Source organism: Sphingobium sp. EP60837 (genome assembly GCF_001658005.1).
Classification (GTDB): domain Bacteria; phylum Pseudomonadota; class Alphaproteobacteria; order Sphingomonadales; family Sphingomonadaceae; genus Sphingobium; species Sphingobium tyrosinilyticum.
This window is the reverse complement of the sequence record NZ_CP015986.1, coordinates 141,502-164,085: the sequence shown is the minus strand read 5'-3', so window position 1 is coordinate 164,085 and position 22,584 is coordinate 141,502. Positions and strand designations below refer to the sequence as shown.

The window sequence follows — 22,584 nt, the reverse complement described above, 5'->3', positions numbered from 1 at the left end:
TAAGCAGCCGCTCCCGAGCGTCCGTTTAAAAGGATCAGGACCCAAGGTCCGGCGGCAGAAATGCCGCCATCGGCCTCGCGCTTCCAGCGGTTCCCTCGACCACGGCCCGCGTGACGGCTGCACCCCAACTGCTGTAGGCTATGACGTCCGCAATGATCTGTGTCGCCACGATCGCGCCCACGCCCCACCACCATGCCGCATGGACTTTGCCGTGACGCCGCTTATCGGCAATCATGCCCACGACGGGGAAGATCAGGGTGACCACCATCATGATGCGCCAGGCATTGGGGATGAACAGCGGCATCGGGAGCAGCCGTCCCAATCCCGGCCCGGTCAGGATCGACATGGCCGTCAGCATCAACCGCCTGTGCCATCCGCTGTGACGGCGTCGCCGCAGCGCCACCATCACCATCGCGCCGAACAAGATCAGCAGCATCGAATTGCTGAACAGAAACTCATTCTGGTCGAAGAAGAACGGTCCGCCGGTGCGCCGCAGCGACGTGATCATGATGACAAAGCCCATCACGACCATCAGCGGCACCCAGCCATAGGCCACCAGCCCCAGCCTCCGGTGCAAGCTGACATGATTGCCTGCGATCAACCAATTCTGCGCGACATACAGCGCGACCCAGCCGAAAAAGACGAAGGCATGGACATGATAGACCACCGGCACCGCGAAGGTCGATCGCCCCATGGCTAGGTTGACCGCAAATCCAGCGACCACGATCGCCGCCATTATGGTCGCCATGACCCGGAAAAAATGCCGCTCGCTATTCTGAAAGCCGTGGTCCGGCGAAACACTGCCGCTAAGCGTTGCCATCCATTATCTCCCCCATGAGATTCCGGCTGCTGAGCGATGCACCTTCCAGCTGTCGCCATCCGGTAGCATGCGCCGCCTTCAAACTAACTTGAGCGGCTTCCGAGGAAAAGAACGCAATCGTTACCCGAAACGATATTTGGGGTTATGCTAGGGCGTTCCACGGCTCGGGTTTAATGCCTGCGCAGGCCTCTGATAGTCTGACTTTGCGCTGTAACGCCAACTCCCTATATGGACGCTTTCGCGCCTCACGCGCGCTTAAAGTGATGGAGCAGTTGAATTGAGCAAGGTTCTGGTCATCGGCGCGGGCGGCGTCGGGTCTGTCGCGGTTCACAAGATGGCGATGAACCCGGACATTTTCAGCCACATCACGCTCGCCAGCCGACGCATCATCAGCTGTGAAAAGGTCGCCGAATCGGTCAAGGCGCGCACCGGCGTCACCATCGATGTGGCGCAGGTCGATGCCGACAATGTCGCGGAAACCATCGCTCTCATCGAGAAGGTCCAGCCCAAGCTGGTAGTCAACCTCGCCCTCCCCTATCAGGACTTGGCGATCATGGACGCGTGCCTTGCGACCAAGACCGACTATCTCGACACCGCCAATTACGAACCGCGCGATACGCCCAAGTTCGAATATGGCTGGCAATGGGCCTATCAGGACCGCTTCAAGGAAGCTGGCATCATGGCGTTGCTGGGCTCGGGCTTCGACCCCGGCGTGACCAGCGTGTTCGCCAGCTACATCAAGAAGCATCTGCTCGATCGGATCGACACGCTCGACATTCTCGATTGCAATGGCGGCGACCATGGCCAGCATTTCGCCACCAACTTCAACCCGGAAATCAACATCCGCGAAGTCACCGCGCCCTCGCGCCACTGGGAAGGCGGCAAGTGGGTGGAAGGCCCGGCTCTGAAACATAAACAGGCCTTCAACTTCGATCAGGTCGGCGAAAAGAACATGTACCTCATGTATCATGAGGAACTGGAATCGCTCGCCAAATTCTACCCGGAAATTAAGCGTATCCGTTTCTGGATGACCTTCGGCGACGCTTATTTGAAGCATCTCGAAGTGCTCCAGAATGTCGGCATGACCCGCATCGATCCGGTCATCTACAACGGGCAGGAAATCATCCCGCTCCAGTTCCTCAAGGCCGTGCTGCCCGAACCGTCGAGCCTGGGTTCAACCACCAAGGGCAAGACCAACATAGGCGACATCGCGACCGGGGAGAAGGACGGGCAGAAGAAGACCGTCTATGTCTATAACGTCTGCGACCATGAGGACGCCTATGCCGAAACCGGCAATCAAGCGGTGAGCTACACCACCGGCGTGCCCGCGATGATCGGCGCGGCGTTGATGCTGACCGGTGCCTGGAAGGGTGAAGGCGTGTTCAACATCGAACAGTTCGATCCCGATCCCTTCATGGACATGCTGAACAAGCACGGCTTACCCTGGCAGGTGAAGGAGCTGGATAAGCCGCTGGATTTCTGACGGTCCCGTTAGACGGACCGTCACCCCGGCCTTGAGCCGGGGTCCCGCTTCTTCTCCACCGTTGTTTCAGGCAGCGGGACCCCGGGTCCAGCCCGGGGTGACGGTGGAGTAGCCTGGAGTGGAACGACCCATGGAAACCAAAGCCGGTGATCCCGCCGCCTTCGCGCATTTCGACCTGAACCGCGTCCCTTCGCCTGCCTTCGTGGTGGACGAGGCCGCGGTGCGCCGCAACCTGTCAATCCTGGCTGACATCCGCGACCGCGCAGGCATCAAGGTCCTCGGCGCCCTCAAAGCCTTTTCCATGTGGTCCCTCGGCGCCGTCGTCGCGGAATATCTCGACGGCGTCTGCGCTTCAGGCATTTACGAAGCCCGCCTCGGTCGCGAAGAATATGGCGGTGAGATCGCGACCTACTGCGCCGCCTACAAACCCGAAGATCTGGCCGAAATCCTCAAAATCTCCGACCATGTCATCTTCAACAGCCCCGGCCAGATCGCACGCCTGAAGCCCGTCATCGACGAAGCGCGCGTGAACGGTGTGAACTTCGACATCGGCCTGCGCATCAACCCCCTCCACGCAGAGGGCGAAGTACCCAAATATGACCCCTCGCAACCGCACAGCCGCCTGGGCTTCCCCATCGACCAGCTTCGCCCCGAACATCTGGACGGCGTAGATGGCCTCCACATCCACAATCTCTGCGAACAGGATTTCCTGCCGCTCCAACGCACCTGGGCGGCGATCGAATCGCGCGTCATGCCGCATGTCCGCGGCCTCAAATGGCTGAACTTCGGCGGCGGCCACCATGTCACCCGCGCCGATTACCAGATCGATGACCTGATTGCGTTCCTGCATCGCCTCAAGGCTGAAACCGGCCTCGAACTTTACATCGAACCCGGTGAAGCCATGGCGCTCGACGCGGGCATCCTGATCGGCGAAATCCTAGACGTCATCGACAACGGCATGCCCGTCGCCATCACCGACATCTCGGCCACTTGCCACATGCCCGACGTGATCGAAGCGCCCTACCGCCCAGCAATGCTGCATGAGGAAGCCGATGGTCCCGTCACTCGACTCGGCGGCCCATCCTGCCTCGCGGGCGACATCATCGGCGACTATCGAGTCCCCAGCGGCGCGACTCCGGGGCGGCGGATCGCCTTCCTCGATCAGGCTCACTACTCGATGGTAAAGACCAACACATTCAATGGCGTGCCCCTGCCTGCCATCTGGCTGTGGAATTCGGAAACCGACGAACTCAAGCAAATCCGCCAGTTCTCCTATGAGGACTTCAAGTCCCGCCTCTCCTGACGCACGTTTCATAGCCGCCCGCGCAACAAAATTTACACGCGCGCTTTACAGGGGGGCACCTGCCGCATATATCGCCCTTCCGCTGCCCCATGGGACTTCCACCGCAAGGCAGCTTGAATGCCCTGAACTACACTGGAGGTCCCTTGAGTTGCACAAGCACCATAGCGCGCTGGGGGTAGCGACCGCCCTCACACCGGCAGCACCGGTAACGCTGATTCGTCCCCAGGCTGCAGCCCGGGCCGCCCGATTCTTCACTGAGAAGTTTCCGGGGCGTTCCCTCTATGCGGTCAAGGCGAATCCCTCGCCGGACTTGCTCCGGACTTTGTGGGACAGCGGAATCACGCATTATGACGTTGCGTCGATCGCGGAGGTTCGCCTCGTCGCGCAGACGCTGCCCCAAGCCAAGCTGTGCTTCATGCACCCGGTCAAGGCTGAGGAAGCCATTGCGGAGGCTTACAACGTCCATGGCGTGCGCACCTTCTCGCTCGACACGATCGACGAGCTGGAAAAGATCCTGCGCGCCACCGATGACGCCAGCGACCTCGAACTGTGCGTGCGCCTGCGCGTCTCGTCCGAACATTCGGAACTGAGCCTGGCGTCCAAATTCGGCGCCGAACTGGGCGAGACCCGCGAATTGCTGATGGCCACGCGTCAGGCGGCCGATGCCCTCGGCATATGCTTCCATGTCGGTAGCCAGGCGATGAGTCCGCAGGCTTATAGCGACGCCATCGAACGCGTCCGCGCCGCGATCGTCGATGCGGCCGTAACGGTCGATATCATCGACGTCGGCGGCGGTTTCCCGTCAGTCTATCCCGGCATGGAACCCCCGGCGCTGGAAGCCTATTTCGACGCTATCCATCGCGGCTTCGAGAGCCTGCCGGTCAGCTATTCGTCGGAACTATGGTGCGAGCCTGGCCGCGCGCTATCGGCAGAATATAGCTCCATCATCGTGCGAGTAGAGCGCCGCCGCGGCACCGAGCTCTACATCAATGATGGCGCTTATGGCGCGCTGTTCGACGCTGCACATATCGGCTGGCGTTTCCCCGTGGCGCTCCTACGTGAAGAAGAGAGCGAGGCGGAACTGACCGGCTTTTCCTTCTACGGCCCGACCTGCGACGACATGGACCATATGGTCGGCCCCTTCATGCTGCCGGACGATGTGGCTGCGGGCGACTATATCGAAATTGGAATGCTCGGGGCCTATGGCGCGGCGATGCGTACGGGTTTCAACGGTTTCACATCGGAAGCGATCATTGAGGTAGAGGATGAGCCTATGGCCAGCCTCTATGCCGAACCCGTCCCTGCGCGCCGTCGCGCAACTGTCATCAAGCTGGGCTAAAAAGGCTCAAGCTCCCCTTTGGAGAGGGTGCCTGTCCCTCGCCGCAAATATGCGGCGAGGGACAATTTTCATCTCCGCCGGAAAGTCGCAGCCAGTTCGACATGCGTTGACCATCGGAACTGCCCCACCGGCTTGACGCTCTCCAGCACATAGCCGCCAGCGACCAGATGCGCCGCATCCCGCGCAAAGCTCGCCGGATTGCACGATACATAGGCGATCAGGGGCACAGCCGACGCCGCCAACTGCATGACCTGCTCCCGCGCACCCGCCCGGGGCGGGTCGATCACCACGGCAGCAAATCTATTTAGCTCCTCGGGCGTCAGCGGCTTCCTGAACAGGTCTCGATGATCCACCACCATCCGCCGCTGTGCACGGTTAGCCGCGAGCTTCAGCGACAGGACCAAATCGCGCGCACCTTCGGCAGCATAGACGGGCCGCCCCTCACCGATCGCCAGCGCAAAGGTGCCAAGACCACAGAAGAGATCGGCCACCGCTCCCCGCCCAGGCAAAGCTTCACGGACAAACTCCACCAGCGCCGCCTCCCCATCCGGCGTCGCCTGAAGGAACGCGAAGGAGGGGAAGCCCACGGCCACGCCCCCGAAACTTACCGTCACAGGCTCAGGCTCCCAGCGCACCTGCTGCCCATCGCCCTCATCTATGGTCAGCCGCGCCAGCTTCCAGGTGTCCGCAAAGTCCCGCAGCGCCTCGTCCGCCGCAAGCCCTTCGACGCGGACCCTCTCGAGCAGCAGATCGACACCCTGATCAACCAGGGACATGCGGACATGCGCCGCACGCCTGTCCGGCAGGATCAGGGGCAGCACCTCGCGAAGCGGCTGCACCAGCGCAAAAAGCCGCGGGTCCAATATCTCGCACATGGCGATATCAATCAGCTTGTGGCTGCCCGACTCAGCGAAGCCGATGACGATCCGCCGCCCCTCGCGCGCAGCCCGCAACGAAGCCCGGCGGCGGGTTCTGGGTGGCGAGACATGTGCGGGTAGCACCGTCTCAGCCGTAATGCCCTGGCCCGCCAACGGGCCGGTAACACGCGCCGTTGCGAAGGCAGCAAAGCTCTCCTCATCGACATGCTGAAGTTCGCATCCACCACATGCCGGAAAGTGCATGCAAGGCGGCGTGATATGATGCGGGCCGGGCAAGAGCCGACCATCCCCCGTCAGCCGGTCACCCGGTGCTGCCAACTGCACATGCCGGCCGTCGGAGGTCACGCCGTCGCCTTTGGCGGCGATACGGACGATAATATCTGTGTCGATCTCAGTCACAAGCGGGAGGCGATAGCCGCTGGTAGCTCTGCAATCAAATCGTCCGCTGCGAAGGCCTCCCCAGCGCGCCTGGCCGCCTCCCCATGCAGCCAAACCGCCTCACACGCTGCGCTAAACGGATCGCCACTTACCGCCAATCTTCCCGCTGCCAGTCCCGCCAGCACATCACCCGTTCCAGCGGTGGACAGCCAAGGCGAAGCGCCACTTGAAACCGCTACGCGCCCGTCTGGCGCAGCCACGACGCTATCTGCCCCTTTGAGGACGATGACAGCGTCGGTACGCCGGGCTGCCTCCGTAGCGCGGCTGATCTTATCTCCCCGCAGGTTGAAGCCAAGGCGAGCAAATTCTCCTTCATGCGGCGTTAGGATCGAGCCGGGCGGGATGCCCTCTGCCGCCCCACTCCCCAAGAGCGTCAGCGCATCCGCATCCAGCACCAACGGATGCCCACAAGCCAGCACCGCTGCCAGCCGCTCTTTCGCTCGCTCGTCGCTGCCCAGCCCAGGCCCTGCGACCACGGCCGCCAATCTGCCATCGACCAAACTGCTCTCCAGTTCGCTTATTGTCTTAGCCTGTACCGTGACGATCGCATCCAGTCCGGCGGCGGCTTCGGCAGCAGCCAGATAACGCACCATGCCTGCACCCGATCGTGCAGCGGCCCGAGCCGCAAGCCGCCCGGCGCCCGCCATGCTGCCGCCAACGACGGCCACCAATCCTCGGCTATATTTGTGATCCGATGTGAGCGGCCGCGTCAAATGCGGCGTTGACAGACGGTGCACCTGATCCGAGGCGACGATGCCGATGTCCGCGCAAACCAGCCTGCGAAAGAGCCCCGCGGCTGGATGCAGCACATGGGCCGGCTTCAGCGATCCCAGGGCGATGCAGACGCCAAAAAGCGGAGCGTGTGACAGCAATGCCCCGCTGTCGGTATCAACCCCACTCGGCAAATCAACCGCATAGCTGAAGCTCGCCTGCGCCGTCAGGGAGGAGAGTCGATCTGCGACAGCGTCCTCCAATCCTCGGGACAGTCCGGTGCCGAACAGCGCGTCAACGATCTGCGTGGCAGGAGCTGCCTGGTCAAACGGCTCCACAGGCCCATTCCAAGCTGCTCGCGCTTTTAGGCTGGATTCGGTTCTGCTTTCACCCAAGGCAGCGACGCGAACAGGGACGCCGCGCGCTCGCAGCAATCGAGCGATGACGAAGCCGTCTCCACCATTATTGCCAGGACCGCAAAGCACTAGAAGGTCGCGCTTGGCGCCTGCGCGCCAGATGATCTCCGCCGCCGCCGCGCCTGCTCGTTCCATCAGTTCATATTCTGGAATGCCGCTGGCGATCGCCGCCTGCTCAGCCGCCCGCATCTGAGCGGCAGTCAATATGGCCAGTCCGCTCAAGGCTTGGTCGCTCCGGCAATGGTGGCAGGCAGTCGGTAGCGCTCCTCGCCTGCGCTGACTTCGATTTGACCCTTACCCACGATGGCGACATTTGCCGGTTCGGCTCCATCCGCCGCAGCCAGCCCGCGCCCATCTTCCAATATGGTGAAGCGTCGAAAGCCGCCATCCCCATGGCGCACGGTGAGGAGCTTTCCGCTCTGCTCCACCAAGCAATTCCGTGTCCACTCCGCCCGCGGCCCAATGGCGCATTCCGCCACGGCGGCGCGCCCGAGCGTGGCGTCGGGCAAAGCTGCCGACTGGGAGTCACAAGCTGCCAGGGCGAGGCACAGAAGCCCCGCCCCGGCAATCTTGTCAGATATCCGCATAGACATGGGTTTCGGCCTTCGCTCCGGGATGCGTCACCGCTCCCTTGTAAGCCGGACCCACATTCTGCGCATAGCGCCACAGCGCACCCGCCTGATAATCATTCTGGCGGGGTCTCCAATTCTTCTGGCGCTCCGCCAGTACGGACTCGGCGACCTTCAGGTCGATCGTTCCCGCCTCTGCGTCGATGGCAATGATATCGCCATTTTCTACTAGCGCGATCGGGCCGCCTTCGGCTGCTTCAGGCCCGACATGGCCAATACAAAAGCCGCGCGTAGCGCCCGAGAAGCGGCCATCGGTGATCAGCGCCACCTTCTCGCCCATGCCCTGGCCGTAGAGCGCCGCAGTGGTGGATAGCATCTCGCGCATTCCGGGGCCGCCCTTCGGGCCTTCATAACGGATGATGATCACCGAACCCTCGGCGATGTCGCGCGCCTCAACGGCGGCGAAAGCATCTTCCTCGCAATCGAAGACCCTGGCGGGCCCTTCGAATTGCAGCCGGTGCATGCCGGCGACCTTCACGATCGCGCCGTTGGGCGCCAGCGAACCTTTAAGGCCGACAACGCCGCCCGTCGGGGTGATCGGCGACTTGACGTCATAGATGACCTTCTGGTCCGGGTTCCAGGTCACTTCCTCAATATTCTCGGCAAGGGTCTTACCCGTCACCGTCATGCAGTCGCCGTGCAGAAGGCCGTTGTCGTGCAATGTCTTCATCAGCATGTAGATGCCACCCGCATCATACATATCCTTGGCAACATATTTTCCGCCCGGCTTCAGGTCCGCGATATATGGCGTGGATTTGAAGATTTCGGCCACATCGAACAGGTCGAAGTCGATGCCGCACTCATTCGCCATGGCGGGCAGGTGAAGCGCGCCATTGGTCGATCCGCCAGTCGCGGCGACGATCCGCGCGGCATTTTCGAACGCCTCGCGGGTACAGATGTCGCGGGGGCGGATATTCTTCGCCAGCAACTCCATGACCTGGCGTCCTGCGGCAACCGCGACCTCTTCGCGGCTCTTATAGGGCGCGGGCGCCATATTGCTGTTGGGCAACGACAGGCCGATCGCTTCACCGACACAGGCCATGGTGTTGGCGGTATATTGCCCGCCGCAGGCGCCGTGACCAGGGCACGCCACCTTTTCGAGCGCGATCACATCCTTCAGGGGGCAGGCGCCGGCGGCATATTTACCGACCACCTCGAACACATCGACGACGGTGACGTCGCGGTTTTCGAAGCGGCCTGGCAGGATCGATCCGCCATAGACGAAGATCGACGGGACGTTGAGGCGCAGCATCGCCATCATCATGCCAGGCAGCGACTTGTCGCACCCGGCGAAGGTGACGAGCGCGTCATAACAGTGACCGCGCACCGATAGCTCGACAGAATCCGCGATCACTTCGCGGCTCGCGAGCGAGCTTTTCATGCCCTGATGTCCCATGGCAATGCCATCGGTCACGGTGATGGTATTGAAACGGCGCGGCATCCCGCCCGCCTCGTTCACGCCTTGGCGGCACCAATCTGCCTGCATGTCGAGCGTCGTGTTGCACGGCGCGCTGTCGTTACCAGCGGAGGCGATACCTACGAAGGGGCGGCCAATCTCTTCCTCGGTCAAGCCCATCGCGTAATAATAGCTGCGATGCGGGGCCCGCTCCGGACCAACCGAGACATGACGGCTCGGCAGTTTCGACTTGTCGAATGTGTGAGACATAAAACCTACCCTTCTTGCGCGCGTCTCCTTTCCAAAAAGGGACGAGTCACGCAAGGCTATTGCGGCATTGTAGCACGATCGGGCCTATTATACTGGCGAAGCGGCGCTGCCCGTCGGCGTCCGCCACCAGATCCTGCCGCATCTCGATGCCGAGATAGGGGATACCGTTGGCTTCGGCATGGCGGTTCATCGTCGCATTGAGCAGCTTACCCGAATAGGGCAATTGATCGCCGACCAGCAGCCCCGCTTCCGACAGCAACGGAATGGCGATGCGGGCTGCGCGATCATCCCCATTATACAGGACGCCGATATCCCACGGGCGCTCGGCATGAGGATCGCTTGCTAGGCTGGGCGTAAAGCTATGCACCGACAGGATGAAGGGCGATGTCATACCGTCCAACAGCCGGCCGATCTGATGATGATAGGGATGGTGGAAGCGGATCATCCGCTCTGCCAGGTCCGCTTGGCGATTGCCGGGGATCACATGGCCATCGCTCATCACCGGAAGCAGGCCAGGTGCGTCATCCTCGCGGTTCAAATCAATGACCAGGCGGGACACGCCGCCCAAAATCGCCGTACATCCCAGTTGTTCAGCTAGTAGGCGGCTGACCTCCGCCACCCCGATATCCACGGCGATATGATTGGTCAGCAATGCGGCATCGATAGCCAGGTCGATATCGGCAGGCACATGGGCCGAAGCATGGTCGGCGATGATCAGCAGATCGAGCGCTCCGCAGTTGATCTGAGTGAAAGCCTCGCTCACGCTCCGCCTATCTCCGTTTCCATGATCCACCAATCCGGCCTCAGCGCGCAGAGGGCCATAGCCGCCGCGCCCCTGCTGGCCACCCCATCAAACAGCGCAAAGCAAGTCGCGCCAGATCCCGACATGCGCGCGAACCGGACTCCTGTTTGTTCTCTCAGCAGCGCCAATACTTCCGCTATTATCGGGGCCGCTTCGATCGCGGCAGGCTCCAGATCGTTGCGCCCTTTGGCGATGATATCTTCCAGCCCATGAGCATCCAGCGGACCTCGATCCTGCTGATCCCAACCCTGGAAGACCTGCGCCGTCGATAGTGCCACGCCCGGATTGACCAACAGCATCGGCATCCCTGCCAATCCTTGCACATCCCGCTGCTCCAGCAACTCACCCCGGCCGCGCACCATCTGCGGGACGCTGCTGACGCAAGCGGGAACGTCAGAGCCGAGCGCCAAGCCGAGCCGTTCCAACTCGGGAGTGGACAGCTGCGCATCCCACAGCCGGTTGAGCAGCCGCAACGCGGCTGCCGCATCCGCTGATCCTCCGCCGATGCCGGAGGCAACCGGCAAGCTCTTCGTCAACCTGATCGCGGCGCCTCGCTTTTCGCCTAATCGCTCCTGCAGCAGGCGAGCCGCCTTCATCACCAGATTGCCCTCGCCTGCCTCAAGCGCAGCCCCGAAGCGTCCGTCCAGCATCAAGCTGATGCTTCCGTCCTCCCTCGCCTCGCCAGTCAGCAAATCGCCATCACGCGCGAAAACGAAAAGGCTTTCCAGCGCGTGATAACCATCAGCCCGCCGCTCCCGGACATGCAGGGCAAGGTTCACCTTCGCATAGGCCGTTTCCACCAGCATGTCGGCGTCAAGGAGCGGCATGTTCAGGCTTCATCCCTTCTCTCGCCTTCGCGTTCAGGCGCGTGGCGGCGGGCCCCTCGGCGGAGACCGCAGCCGCCCGCCAGGCATAGCGCGCCTCATAACGGCGGCCTGCTGCCCACAGCGCGTCGCCCAGATGCTCGTTGATCGTAGCGTCAGCAGGCGCACCCTCTGCCGCACGCTCCAAGACTGGAAGAGCGGCTGCGACATCGCCGGTGATAAATTGCGCCCATCCAAGCGAATCCGTGATTGACGCGTCTTCGGGTTTGAGAGCGCTCGCCTTCTTCAACAACTCCAGCGCGGCGGCGACATTTTTCCGCCGCTCGACCTGAGCATAGCCCAAATAATTGAGCACCGCGGGCTCTTCTGGCGCGATTTTCGCAGCGCGCTCCAGCACTGCCCGCGCTTCATCCCAACGTCCCGCCTGCTCCAGCGCGCTCCCTTGAAACAGCAGCAATGCCCAAGGCACGGCGTCTGCCGGGAACCGTCCTTCCGCCTTTCGGAACGCGTCGGCGGCACCACCAAAATCCTTCGCCTGCGCAAGCAACTGCCCAAACCGTACCAACCTTTCGGAGTCCGCGCCCGGCGCTTCCGCCAGCGAGCGAGCGAGCACTATCGCCGCTGCTCGGTTCCCCGACGCGGCCAATGCATCGACCAGCGCTGCCTGGCCTAGCGAACCAAACCAGTCATCCGTCGCAACTTTCCGCGCTTCGGCCACGCCACGGTCGGCATAGCCCGCGTCGGTCAGCAACTGCGCCAGCGCCAACGCGCCATCCGCCCCTTCCGGGTTGGCGAAGCTCGCGATCCTGGCCAGCCTGATCCCTAGCAGACGCGTGCTATCGTCGGAGGAAATGTCCACCGCCAGCCGCACCAGCAGTCGCGCAAAGCCCTGCCGGGGCGCTAGCGGGCCGCTTGCCGTCCCACCGCTGCGGCCACGCGCCACATCGGCGCGCGCCCGCGCATAAGCAGCTTGGCCCTCTATCAGCAGCGCGATCGCCTCCGCCCTCGCGCCTCGCGCAGCCAACTGTCCGGCGAAAGTCAGTCGGAGCTCTGGCAAGTCCACGGTTCGTAACGCGAGCGCGCGATTGATCGCGGGACCAGCCTCCACCAACTTTCCGCGCCCTAGCGCCTGCAGCGCCACATGTTCATCGATATAGCGTCGGGCCAAGGACGCATAACGGTTGGCCGGATCAATCGCAGGCGGCGCGACCCTTCCCTCGCCCAGCGCAATCCAGCTGCGCACGATCGGTGCGAGGAACCCGAAATTCCCCTCGGCCGCCATCCGGTCGGTCACTTGCCGCGCCGCGCCCCAATCCTTGCGGATCAGCGCATCGCACAGGAATAGCAGCGTCCCGTCCCTGGGCAGCACGCCATTGCTGTCGAGCAACCTTGCCGACCGAATCGCCAGCGGCATGTCACCGCTGATCAGGCTATGTAGATAAGAGCGCCGGGCGACTTCAAGGCTAGCCGGTGCTGCAGCCTGCGCATCGCGATAGTTGCGCAGCGCAATCGCCGTCGCCCCATCGCTATCGGCCAGCCTTCCTCGCGCATAGGAATGCAGCGCGCTCGTTCGGTCCACCGATGCGCCAGCCGGAAAGACCGGCAGCATCGGCAGCAGCATGATCAGCAGCAGGCGCCTACATGTTGGGATAGTTCGGGCCTCCACCGCCTTCGGGCACGACCCAGTTGATGTTCTGCGTCGGATCCTTGATGTCGCACGTCTTGCAGTGGACGCAATTCTGCGCGTTAATCTGGAAACGAGGATTGCCTTCCTCCAGCCCAACCACTTCATAAACGCCCGCAGGACAATAGCGCTGCGCCGGTTCGTCATAAAGGGGCAGGTTGTAGCTGATCGGAATCGACGGATCCTTCAGCTGCAGGTGAACCGGCTGATCCTCCTCATGATTGGTGTTCGACAGGAAGACCGACGACAGCCTGTCGAAGCTGACGACTCCATCGGGCTTGGGATAATCGATCTTGTGGCCGATTTCCTTGGGCCAGATCTTCTCGCAATCCGGCTTGTGTTTCATCGTGAAGGGCAGGCCGATTTTCAGCGTGCGCATCCACATATCGACGCCCGCGAGCAGCGTGCCGATCGTGTTGCCGAACTTGGCGAGCAACGGCTCGGCATTCTTGACCAGCGTCAGTTCGTCAGCGACCCAACTGGAACGCAGGCGTGCGTCGTAATCGTCCAGCACATCGCGCGCGCGCTCATTCTGGATGGCCTCAAACGCTGCCTCGGCGGCAAGCATGCCCGACTTCATAGCGGTATGCGTGCCCTTGATGCGCGGCACATTGACGAAGCCCGCCGAGCAGCCGATCAGCGCGCCGCCGGGGAAAACCAGCTTCGGGACTGATTGCCAGCCACCCTCGTTGATCGCGCGTGCGCCGTAGGACACGCGGCGGCCGCCTTCCAGATATTCACGGATCGCCGGGTGCTGCTTCCAGCGCTGGAATTCCTCGAACGGGTAAAGATAGGGATTGCGGTAGCCAAGGCCCACGACGAAGCCCAAGGCCACTTGCCCATTGGCCTGGTGGTAAAGAAACCCGCCGCCATAGGCATCCGTCAGCGGCCAGCCCTGCGTGTGGATAACGAGGCCCGGCTTGTGCTTGGCGGGATCGATGTCCCACAATTCCTTCATGCCCAGGCCGTACACCTGAGGCTCGCAATCCTTGTCCAGATCGAACTGGCGCTTCAGGATCTTGGTCAGGTGCCCGCGCGCACCTTCGGCGAAGAAGGTGTATTTGGCGTGCAGTTCCAGGCCCGGCTGATAGTCCGGCTTGCGATTGCCTTCGCGATCGATGCCCATGTCCCCGGTCGCGACACCCTTCACCGACCCATCCTCATTGTAGAGGATTTCGGCGGCGGCAAAGCCCGGGAAGATCTCGACCCCCAGTCCTTCGGCCTGCTCGGCCAGCCAGCGGCAGAGATTGCCGAGCGACCCGGTGTAGGTGCCCTTGTTATGCATCCAGCGCGGCGTCGAAATATGCGGCACGGGCAGCTTTCCGCGCTTCGTCAGGAACCAGTGCTGATTGTCGCGGACCGGAACATCTGCCAGCGAACAGCCCATGTCGCGCCAGTCAGGCAACAGTTCGTCCAGCGCCTTGGGATCGATGACCGCGCCCGACAGGATATGGGCGCCGATTTCCGAGCCCTTCTCCAGAACGCACACGGCCAATTCCTGCCCTGCGTCATTGGCCAGTTGCTTCAGCCTGATCGCCGCGGACAGCCCCGCCGGTCCCCCGCCGACGATGACGATGTCATAGGGCATCGATTCCCGTTCGCTCATAGTCCCTCCATCGCGGCGCACCGGATGGTTTCCCTCTCCTGTCCGGCTGCCGCATTACTCAAACGATTTACCACTCGCTGCCGATGAAGATTCTTGACCTCGGCGTCAACCTCTGGCCCTAGAAGATCGATGCGGGGATTAATGCAGGAAGACATGGCGGCCGCCGCCAACGCCTATCTGGCGTGGTGGGATATGGCAGGCGTCGATTGTGCGATCGATGAGGCAGCCGTGAACTGGCTGCGCCCGGCGGCAATCAGTCTCTCGCCTTCGCCTCCTACGGCAGTGCCTGCAGAGGCAAGACCCGCCACACTCGAAGAATTTAGAATATGGCTCGCCCAGTCCCCCGACCAGCCTGAACGCCGCTGGCCCGGCGTGCCGATCCTGCCGGAAGGGCAAACCAAATCGCCGCTGATGGTGATCACCGACATGCCGGACCCTGCGGATATGGAAGCGGGATCATTGCTCGCGGATCGCGCTGGCCGCCTGTTCGACGCGATGCTGGCCGCGATCGGCCTTTCACGCGACAATATCTGTCTCGCGTCGCTCTTCTCCTCCCGCCCGCCAGGCGGCATGGTGGAGGCGGCGGACCTCAGCATCGCGGCGGACCGCATGCGCACCCTTGTTTCGCTCGCTACGCCCGATCGACTGTTGATTATGGGCGACAGGACGATCCGCACCTTCCTTCCTGTCCAAGACAAGGCTGGAATGGATAATTTACACTTTTTTAACCATGATGGCGGCATTGTGCCTGCCCTTGCCACTTTCCATCCGCGGCTGTTGCTGGGACAACCTGCGGCGAAGGTGGAAAGTTGGAGGACTTTGCAACGCCTGGTCGAGGAAATGCATAAGTGATTCGCGCCCTTACACGATCATCCATCCTCGCCCTCGCCGCCGTTGGCGCAGCCGCCGCCCTGCCCGTCCAAGCGGATACGACCACCTTTCCCGCCGCCTTGACCCCCGGCGCACGATCGCCACTCCAGATCGATGACGCAGACAAGGCGCGGTATAATGCCATTTTCGCCGCCCTGTCGGGTCAGCAATGGCCGGAAGCCAAGGCGATGATCCTGGCGCTCGATCCGCAGGACCCTGTCCGGTCCGTCGCCCTCTCGGACCTTTATGTTGCGAAGGATTCCCCGCGCGTAGAGCTGTTCGACCTTCTGGAACTCATCAACAAGTCGGCCTGGCTGCCCAGCGCCGATCAGCTTTCGCGTATGGCGCAAAAGCGCGGTGCGACCATCCTGCCTATCCTGCCCCAGGTGCAGAAGATGGTCTGGCTCGGCTCCGCGCCCCGCCGCGAATATGTCTCCACTACCAAGACCGATCTGGCTGCTCAGGCGCTGGTTGGGCAGATGACCCCCTTCATCAAAAATGATGATCCTGCCGGCGCCGAAATGCTTCTTGCGACAGGTGAGATGGGCCTGACTCCTGAGGGCCTGACCGAGGTGCGCCAGCGTGTCGCCTGGACCTATTATATCGAAAGCGATGACGCGAACGCCCGCCGCATGGCCGCCAAGGCGCTCGAAACGCGCGCGGGCGGCGATTGGTCGGTACAGGCGCACTGGACGACCGGCCTCGCCGCATGGCGTCAGAATGATTGCACCGCCGCTGCGCCTGCTTTCGCCAATGTCGCCGCCATGGCCGGAAATGCCGACATGCGCGCCGCAGGCGCCTATTGGGCCGCCCGCGCCTATATGGTTTGCGGACAGGCCGAAAAGGTCGAAGCTCTGCTGAAGACCGCAGCCCGTTCAGACGAAACTTTCTATGGTCTGCTCGCCCGCGAGACGCTCGGGATGCCGGTCGGTGGCGTCAAGGTCACGTCGCGCTTCGGCTCGGCTGACTGGCAGCAGTTGAAGGACAGCCCCAATGTTCGCGCCGCCGTCGCTATGGCCGCCATCGGCCAGACAGCAAAGGCCGATCAGTTTATAAGGCATCAGGCCCGCATCGGTGGGGCAGGTCAATATGATGCACTGCTCAAGCTGGCGAACGCGCTGAACATGCCCGCAACCCAGCTTTGGCTCGCCCATAATGGCCCTGCAGGCAAGCAACCCGGCAGCTTCGCTCGCTTTCCTGCACCTGATTGGCGTCCGGACGGTGGCTGGCGCGTCGATCCGGCGCTGATCTACGCCCATACGCTTCAGGAATCGGGTTTTCGCAGCGATGTGGTTAGCAGCGCAGGCGCACGCGGGCTGATGCAGGTTCTACCCGGCACCGGTAGCGACATGGGACTTGCGTCCCCCGCACAGCTTTTCGTGCCCTCGACCAACATGGAATATGGCCAGCGCTATCTGGAAAATCTCCGCAACATGAGCGCGACCGGCGGGCTGCTGCCCAAGGTCATGGCCGCCTATAATGCTGGGCCGCTTCCGGTCGAACGGTGGAACAGCGAAGTGAAGGACAATGGCGACCCGCTGCTCTTCATCGAATCGCTGCCCTATTATGAAACTCGGGCCTATGTGAACACCGTGATGCGCAACTACTGGATGTATCAGATCCAGGCGAAGGGCAGCGCCGAATGCCTTACCGGCATGGCGCAGGGCATGTGGCCCGCCTTCCCCACCGCCAAGGGCGTGCGCATGGTCCGCCTGACGCAAAAGGGGAATTTGGCGGCGCCTAGCATTGCTGGCGGCTCCGACTGATGCCGATCGATGAAGGCCGGCCATTTTTGCCGGTACGCATCGCGCTTCTCACTGTGTCAGACACCCGCGGCCTGGCGGAAGACCGATCGGGCGACATACTCGCTGAACGGATAAAAAGCGCCGGTCACATATTGGCTACGCGCCACATCGAACGGGATGACTGCTCGGCGATCGTTGCGCGCCTTCACAGCTGGATCGACGACCCGCAGATCGACTGCGTCATCACAACCGGAGGCACCGGGGTCACAGGGCGGGACGTGACGCCAGAAGCGCTTGCACAGGTACAGGACAAAGAAATCCCCGGCTTCGGCGAGCTGTTCCGCTGGCTCAGCTATCAGACCATCGGCACCTCCACCATCCAGTCCCGCGCCACCGCCTGCGTTGCGCGCGGCACCTATATATTCGCGCTTCCCGGATCGACCGGCGCAGTCAAGGATGCGTGGGACGGCATCCTCTCCAGCCAGCTCGACAGCCGCTTTCGTCCCTGTAATTTCGTCGAACTGATGCCCCGTCTGATGGAGCGTTGATACAGCGCACTTGCACGTGCGTTCTCTTTATGTTCTAATCCCTCATGGCTACGGAGAAGGGACGAGGCGCAACGCTGAACGGCGAAAGCCGCCGGTTCAATCTTGCCGAACATATCGCGGACGGCGACTGGCTCGATGCACTGGAACTGGTCGATGGCGCAAAGCCGCGCCGCCGAACAGAAGTAACCGTAGAGCGTCCGCGGACCATCATCAGCCGCAACAAGTCCCCCGACCTCTCCTTCACACAATCTATCAACGCCTATCGGGGCTGCGAGCATGGCTGCATCTACTGCTTTGCTCGGCCCACCCACGCCTATCACGACCTGTCGCCTGGGTTGGATTTTGAAACACGATTGTTCGCGAAGCCCGATGCGCCGGCTCTGCTGAGAGCAGAACTGTCAAAGCCATCATATAATGTCTCTCCCATCGCCATGGGAACGAACACCGATCCCTATCAGCCGATAGAAAAAGATTGGAAGATTACGCGACAATGCATTGAAATACTTGTAGAATGTGGCCACCCTCTCTTCATAACGACGAAGTCAGACCGGGTCCTGCGCGACATCGACCTGCTTACCCGATTGGCCCGCGATCGCCTTGTCGCGGTCATGGTGTCGGTCACCACATTGGACCCGAAAGTTGCGCGCACCTTGGAACCACGCGCCGCCCATCCCCTCCGGCGCGTCGAGGCCATCCGCCAGTTGGCATCCGCAGGCGTTCCCGTTGTCGCCAGCATATCGCCGATCATTCCAGCGATCACTGATCACGAGATCGAATCCATTATCGAAACGGTCGCCTCAGCCGGCGCCCGCGACGCCACGTTCATTCCTATCCGCCTCCCCCACGAAGTCGCCCCCCTCTTCCGCGCCTGGCTACAGGAACATTACCCCGACAGATCCGCGCGTATCATGCATATCCTTCATGAAATCAGGGGTGGTCGCGATAATGATCCGAATTTCGGCACCCGAATGCGCGGTCAAGGAGTCTGGGCCGACCTGATCCGAACGCGCTTCATCAAAGCACGGAAGCGAGCAGGTTTCTCCGGCGAGCGACTAACTCTCCGAACCGACCTGTTCCGCCGCCCGCAAGGGCGACAGCTTCAACTTTTTTGATTTAAGCGGTAGCCGCAACAAGCCTGAACCCGGACCGCCGGCTGCGCGCGCGATAGCCGTCTGCTTTCGGTTCCATCCGCTCGAAGCGATGGATAACGATGCCAGGGATCAGTGCGATGGCGTCCACCTGGTCGGCGCCAATCAGATAATCATCCCCCACAAACAACCGCGCCGCCTTGCCTCCGGCGATCGGCGCGCGCAAAAATACCTCGCTCCGCCCGCCCTTGGCGTTCAGCAGCAATTCGGCCAACGCCTCGACGGCGGCAGTGTCCTGAGCGTCAACGACTAGTTCCATGCGCGAGGCACTGGCAAGCTGGTGAAACTGCTCAACGCTTCGTATCGTAACCCGGGGGTTTTCCTCGCCTGGCATGCGATCCAGTTCCACCATCAGCAATGCGCAGTCACCTTCGCGCGCCATCGCCTCGATCGCCTTGCAAGCGTCTTCCTCAAAGCAGCTAGCCTGAAACTGACCGCTGCTATCCGAGAAGGTCGCCGCAGCGTAGCGCGCACCGCGCCGAGTTTCCCGCCAACGTACTTCCTCGACCATTGCGGCCATGACCGCATTGGCGCGCCCACCCTCTGCGACCGGCTCGGAACAGATGGCTCCATAGCTTTTTGCCCCCCGCGCTTCAGCCAGATGCCGATAACGATCAACCGGGTGGGCCGAGAAATAGAAGCCGAACGCATCCTTCTCCTGCGCCATGCGGTCAGCTGTTGACCAGGTCTGGTGCGGCGGAATGCGGACATCGGCATGCGGCGTTTCCACATCGCCAAACAAACCGCCCTGTCCGCTCTCCCGCGCCTCGGCGGCGCTGGCGGCGACGCTCAGGATCATATCTGCTGCAGCATGAACGCCTGCCCTGTCGGCGTGAATGCCGTCAAATGCTCCTGCCGCAGCCAAGCTTTCAAGCTGTCGGCGGTTGAGCAGGCGTGGTTCGATCCTGTCCGCAAAATCGTCGAGCGACTTGAATGGTCCTCCAGCGTCTCGTTCAGCAACGAGCTGCTCCATCGCCTTTTCGCCCACGCCCTTGAGCCCACCCAAGGCATAGCGCACCGCGAAACCCAACCGGTTATCCTCTCCGTCATGCTCGACCGGCTCTACGGAAAAATCGGCAAGGCTGCGATTGATGTCAGGCGCAAGACAGCTAAGACCCATACGCCGCATGTCGTCAACGAAGACGGTCAGCTTGTCCGTCAAATGTATGTCAAAGGCCATCGAGGCGGCATAAAATTCAGCCGGATAATGCGCCTTAAGCCATGCCGTCTGGTAGGCGAGTAGTGCATAGGCTGCCGCGTGCGACTTGTTGAAGCCGTAGCCTGCAAATTTATCGATCAAGTCGAACAGTTCGTTGGCTTTGGCGGCCGGAATGTCGCTCTTTGCGCAGCCATCGACAAACCGCGCCCTCTGCGCGTCCATTTCCGCCTTGATCTTCTTGCCCATCGCGCGGCGGAGAAGGTCGGCGTCCCCCAGCGAATAGCCCGCCAGGATCTGCGCTGCCTGCATCACCTGTTCCTGATAGACGAAGATGCCGTAGGTTTCTTCGAGGATCGGCTTCAGCAGAATATGGGGATATTCAATCTCTTCCTGCCCGTTTTTACGACGGCCGAACATAGGAATATTGTCCATCGGACCGGGCCGGTACAGCGAAACGAGCGCAATGATGTCGCCGAAATTGGTCGGACGAACGGCGGCAAGCGTCTTGCGCATGCCTTCCGATTCCAACTGAAACACGCCAACCGTGTCGCCACGCTGGAGCAATTCATAAACCGCCGGGTCGTCCCAACCCAGGCTGCTGAGATCAACCTCAACGCCGCGCCCCGCGAGCAGTTGGACCGCTTTCTGCAGGACTGACAAGGTTTTAAGGCCGAGAAAGTCAAATTTTACGAGGCCAGCGCCCTCGACATATTTCATGTCGAATTGCGTCACGGGCATGTCCGAGCGCGGGTCGCGATAGAGAGGCACGAGCTGCGACAGCGGACGATCGCCAATCACCACACCCGCGGCGTGTGTCGAGCTATGGCGGGGGAAGCCCTCCAGCTTCATGGCATAATCGATCAGGCGCTTCACCTGAGCGTCATTGTCATATTCGGCCTTGAACTCGACAACGCCGTTCAGCGATCGTTCCAGCGTCCAGGGATCCGTCGGATGGTTTGGCACCAGCTTGGCGAGGCGATCGACTTGGCCATAGCTCATTTGTAGCACGCGACCTGTGTCCTTCAGCACCGCTCGCGCCTTCAGCTTACCGAAGGTGATGATCTGAGCGACATGATCCACGCCATATTTCTGCTGAACATAGCGGATCACCTCGCCCCGCCGCGTTTCGCAGAAGTCGATGTCGAAGTCGGGCATGGAGACGCGCTCGGGATTGAGAAAGCGCTCAAACAGAAGCCCCAGTTGCAGCGGATCGAGATCGGTGATCGTCAGCGCCCAGGCGACGACAGAACCTGCGCCAGAACCGCGGCCGGGTCCCACGGGTATGTCTTGTTCCTTGGCCCATTTAATGAAATCGGCAACGATCAGGAAGTAGCCGGGGAAGCCCATCTGTATGATAATATCGGTCTCGAATTGGAGCCGATCGAAATAGGGTTTGCGGGCTTCGTCATCGACAATAGCCGCCTTTGCCAAACGCGCCTCAAGTCCTTCCACCGCCTGTTCACGCAACATCTTTGCTTCGCCTTCGATGTCACCAGCTAGGCTTGGCAGGATGGGCTTACGTTTTGGCGCGGCCACGGCGCATCGTTGCGCAACCAGAAGCGTGTTTGCGAGGGCCTCGGGAAGATCCTCGAACAGCCGCTTCATTTCCGCCGCCGGCTTCATCCATGCATCGGGCGAACTGGTCCGGCGGTCGGGCGTTTCGACATAAGCGCCGTCTGCAATGCAGAGCATGACGTCATGCGCCTGGTGGAAGTGGGGCTCGGCAAAGCAGGTTGGATTGGTGGCGACCAGCGGCAATTCACGGCTGTAGGCAAGGTCCAGCAGTTCGGCCTCTGCTTTCCCTTCAATGGGGTCCAGCCTGCGGCAAATCTCAACATACAGCCGGTCGGGGAAAAGCGCCTCCAGCCCAGTGGCATAATCCAGCGCCGCGGCGGGCTGATCCTCCGCGAACAAGCGAGCGAGCGCCCCTTCGGCACCTGCCGTAAGGGCAATCAGGCCATCCGTCCGGCCTTCCAGCGCGTCGAGCGAGACATGCGGAACTTCTTCAACCGGGCGATCGAGGTGAGCAAGCGAGACCAGCTCGCAAAGATTGTCATATCCAATCTGGTCCTGAGCGTAGAGCGCGATCCAATCATGCACCGGAGCCGCATTAGCGGGGCGTCCCGGCCGCAAGATGCCGACCATCGCACCGATGATCGGCTGAACCCCTTCGCTCTTGCAGGCGTCCGAAAAGGCCATCGAGCCATAGAGCCCGTTACGGTCAGTGATCGCCGCCGCAGGAAAGCCCAGGGCCCGCGCCTGTTTCGCGATCTTCTTGGGCTCGATCGCACCTTCCAACATGGTGAAAGAGGAAAAAATGCGGAGAGGGACGAAACCGGCATGAGGCATGGCGCAGTGATAGGCCGCACAGGCGATTCGACGCCAGCCCTTCCTGCGGAATGCTGTGGATAAGCGCTGGTGACGCTGCCGCTAATCTCAGCGCTCCGGGCCTTTCGGCCGGTGTGGTTCGATCGCCGTTTTGGATTGGCTTTTCATGCCATTAAACAATCTCCAA

The 22,584-nt window shown here is 61.8% G+C and carries 17 protein-coding genes; 7 read left to right on the top strand and 10 right to left on the bottom strand.

All coding sequences use genetic code 11. The features are described from left to right. Positions 1–34: 34 nt before the first annotated feature. Entirely contained in the window at positions 35–820 is a 786-nt protein-coding gene (locus EP837_RS00735) for a hypothetical protein (protein WP_082919515.1), read from the bottom strand. A 277-nt stretch (positions 821–1,097) separates the two neighbouring features. On the opposite strand from EP837_RS00735, the gene EP837_RS00730 reads away from it, so the two are divergent. The 3 genes from EP837_RS00730 (at position 1,098) to EP837_RS00720 (ending at position 4,945) form a co-directional block, all read left to right on the top strand. Further along, a complete protein-coding gene (locus EP837_RS00730) occupies positions 1,098–2,303 on the top strand; it encodes a saccharopine dehydrogenase family protein (RefSeq protein WP_066523767.1) in 1,206 nt (401 codons plus the stop codon). 130 nt (positions 2,304–2,433) lie between these two features. Next, positions 2,434–3,606, top strand: a complete 1,173-nt coding sequence (locus tag EP837_RS00725) for a carboxynorspermidine decarboxylase (RefSeq protein ID WP_066523765.1) — start codon at positions 2,434–2,436, stop codon at positions 3,604–3,606. A gap of 148 nt (positions 3,607–3,754) precedes the next feature. Continuing rightward, on the top strand, positions 3,755–4,945 hold the full coding sequence (locus tag EP837_RS00720) for a type III PLP-dependent enzyme (RefSeq protein ID WP_066523763.1): 1,191 nt from the start codon (positions 3,755–3,757) through the stop codon (positions 4,943–4,945). 68 nt (positions 4,946–5,013) lie between these two features. Here EP837_RS00720 and EP837_RS00715 read toward each other — a convergent pair whose 3' ends face one another. Genes EP837_RS00715 through EP837_RS00680 form a run of 8 tightly spaced genes read right to left on the bottom strand, consistent with a single transcriptional unit; the run spans position 5,014 to position 14,599 of the window. Continuing rightward, positions 5,014–6,222 carry a class I SAM-dependent RNA methyltransferase gene (locus tag EP837_RS00715; protein ID WP_066523761.1) on the bottom strand — a complete coding sequence of 403 codons (1,209 nt, stop codon included), beginning with the start codon at positions 6,220–6,222 and terminating at the stop codon, positions 5,014–5,016. Then, entirely contained in the window at positions 6,219–7,610 is a 1,392-nt protein-coding gene (locus EP837_RS00710) for an NAD(P)H-hydrate dehydratase (RefSeq protein ID WP_082919514.1), read from the bottom strand. The genes EP837_RS00715 and EP837_RS00710 overlap by 4 nt, the downstream gene beginning before the upstream one ends. Beyond that, a complete protein-coding gene (locus EP837_RS00705; RefSeq protein ID WP_066523755.1) occupies positions 7,607–7,981 on the bottom strand; it encodes a hypothetical protein in 375 nt (124 codons plus the stop codon). The genes EP837_RS00710 and EP837_RS00705 overlap by 4 nt, the downstream gene beginning before the upstream one ends. Then, positions 7,962–9,683, bottom strand: a complete 1,722-nt coding sequence (gene ilvD / locus EP837_RS00700; RefSeq protein WP_066523753.1) for a dihydroxy-acid dehydratase — start codon at positions 9,681–9,683, stop codon at positions 7,962–7,964. The genes EP837_RS00705 and ilvD overlap by 20 nt, the downstream gene beginning before the upstream one ends. Before the next feature lie 46 nt (positions 9,684–9,729). Beyond that, positions 9,730–10,446 (bottom strand): N-formylglutamate amidohydrolase, encoded by a 717-nt coding sequence (locus tag EP837_RS00695; protein WP_066523751.1) that lies wholly within the window; start codon positions 10,444–10,446, stop codon positions 9,730–9,732. Beyond that, on the bottom strand, positions 10,443–11,312 hold the full coding sequence (locus EP837_RS00690; RefSeq protein ID WP_066523749.1) for a 4-(cytidine 5'-diphospho)-2-C-methyl-D-erythritol kinase: 870 nt from the start codon (positions 11,310–11,312) through the stop codon (positions 10,443–10,445). Before EP837_RS00690 ends, EP837_RS00695 begins: the two co-directional genes overlap by 4 nt. Continuing rightward, entirely contained in the window at positions 11,299–12,930 is a 1,632-nt protein-coding gene (locus tag EP837_RS00685; protein ID WP_225870559.1) for a tetratricopeptide repeat protein, read from the bottom strand. Before EP837_RS00685 ends, EP837_RS00690 begins: the two co-directional genes overlap by 14 nt. 16 nt (positions 12,931–12,946) lie before the next feature. Beyond that, positions 12,947–14,599, bottom strand: a complete 1,653-nt coding sequence (locus EP837_RS00680) for an electron transfer flavoprotein-ubiquinone oxidoreductase (protein WP_066523747.1) — start codon at positions 14,597–14,599, stop codon at positions 12,947–12,949. A gap of 141 nt (positions 14,600–14,740) precedes the next feature. On the opposite strand from EP837_RS00680, the gene EP837_RS00675 reads away from it, so the two are divergent. The 4 genes from EP837_RS00675 to EP837_RS00660 are packed head-to-tail and all read left to right on the top strand — an operon-like array spanning position 14,741 to position 18,874. Then, entirely contained in the window at positions 14,741–15,451 is a 711-nt protein-coding gene (locus EP837_RS00675; RefSeq protein WP_066523745.1) for a uracil-DNA glycosylase family protein, read from the top strand. Next, on the top strand, positions 15,448–17,235 hold the full coding sequence (locus EP837_RS00670) for a lytic transglycosylase domain-containing protein (RefSeq protein ID WP_066523743.1): 1,788 nt from the start codon (positions 15,448–15,450) through the stop codon (positions 17,233–17,235). The genes EP837_RS00675 and EP837_RS00670 overlap by 4 nt, the downstream gene beginning before the upstream one ends. Beyond that, on the top strand, positions 17,235–17,762 hold the full coding sequence (moaB, locus tag EP837_RS00665; RefSeq protein WP_066523741.1) for a molybdenum cofactor biosynthesis protein B: 528 nt from the start codon (positions 17,235–17,237) through the stop codon (positions 17,760–17,762). The genes EP837_RS00670 and moaB overlap by 1 nt, the downstream gene beginning before the upstream one ends. A gap of 44 nt (positions 17,763–17,806) precedes the next feature. Then, positions 17,807–18,874: a PA0069 family radical SAM protein gene (locus EP837_RS00660; protein WP_066523739.1), complete on the top strand. Its 1,068-nt coding sequence runs from the start codon at positions 17,807–17,809 to the stop codon at positions 18,872–18,874. A 1-nt stretch (position 18,875) separates the two neighbouring features. On the opposite strand, the gene dnaE is transcribed toward EP837_RS00660, so the two are convergent. Next, positions 18,876–22,418 carry a DNA polymerase III subunit alpha gene (dnaE, locus tag EP837_RS00655; protein WP_066523737.1) on the bottom strand — a complete coding sequence of 1,181 codons (3,543 nt, stop codon included), beginning with the start codon at positions 22,416–22,418 and terminating at the stop codon, positions 18,876–18,878. Positions 22,419–22,584 lie beyond the last annotated feature (166 nt).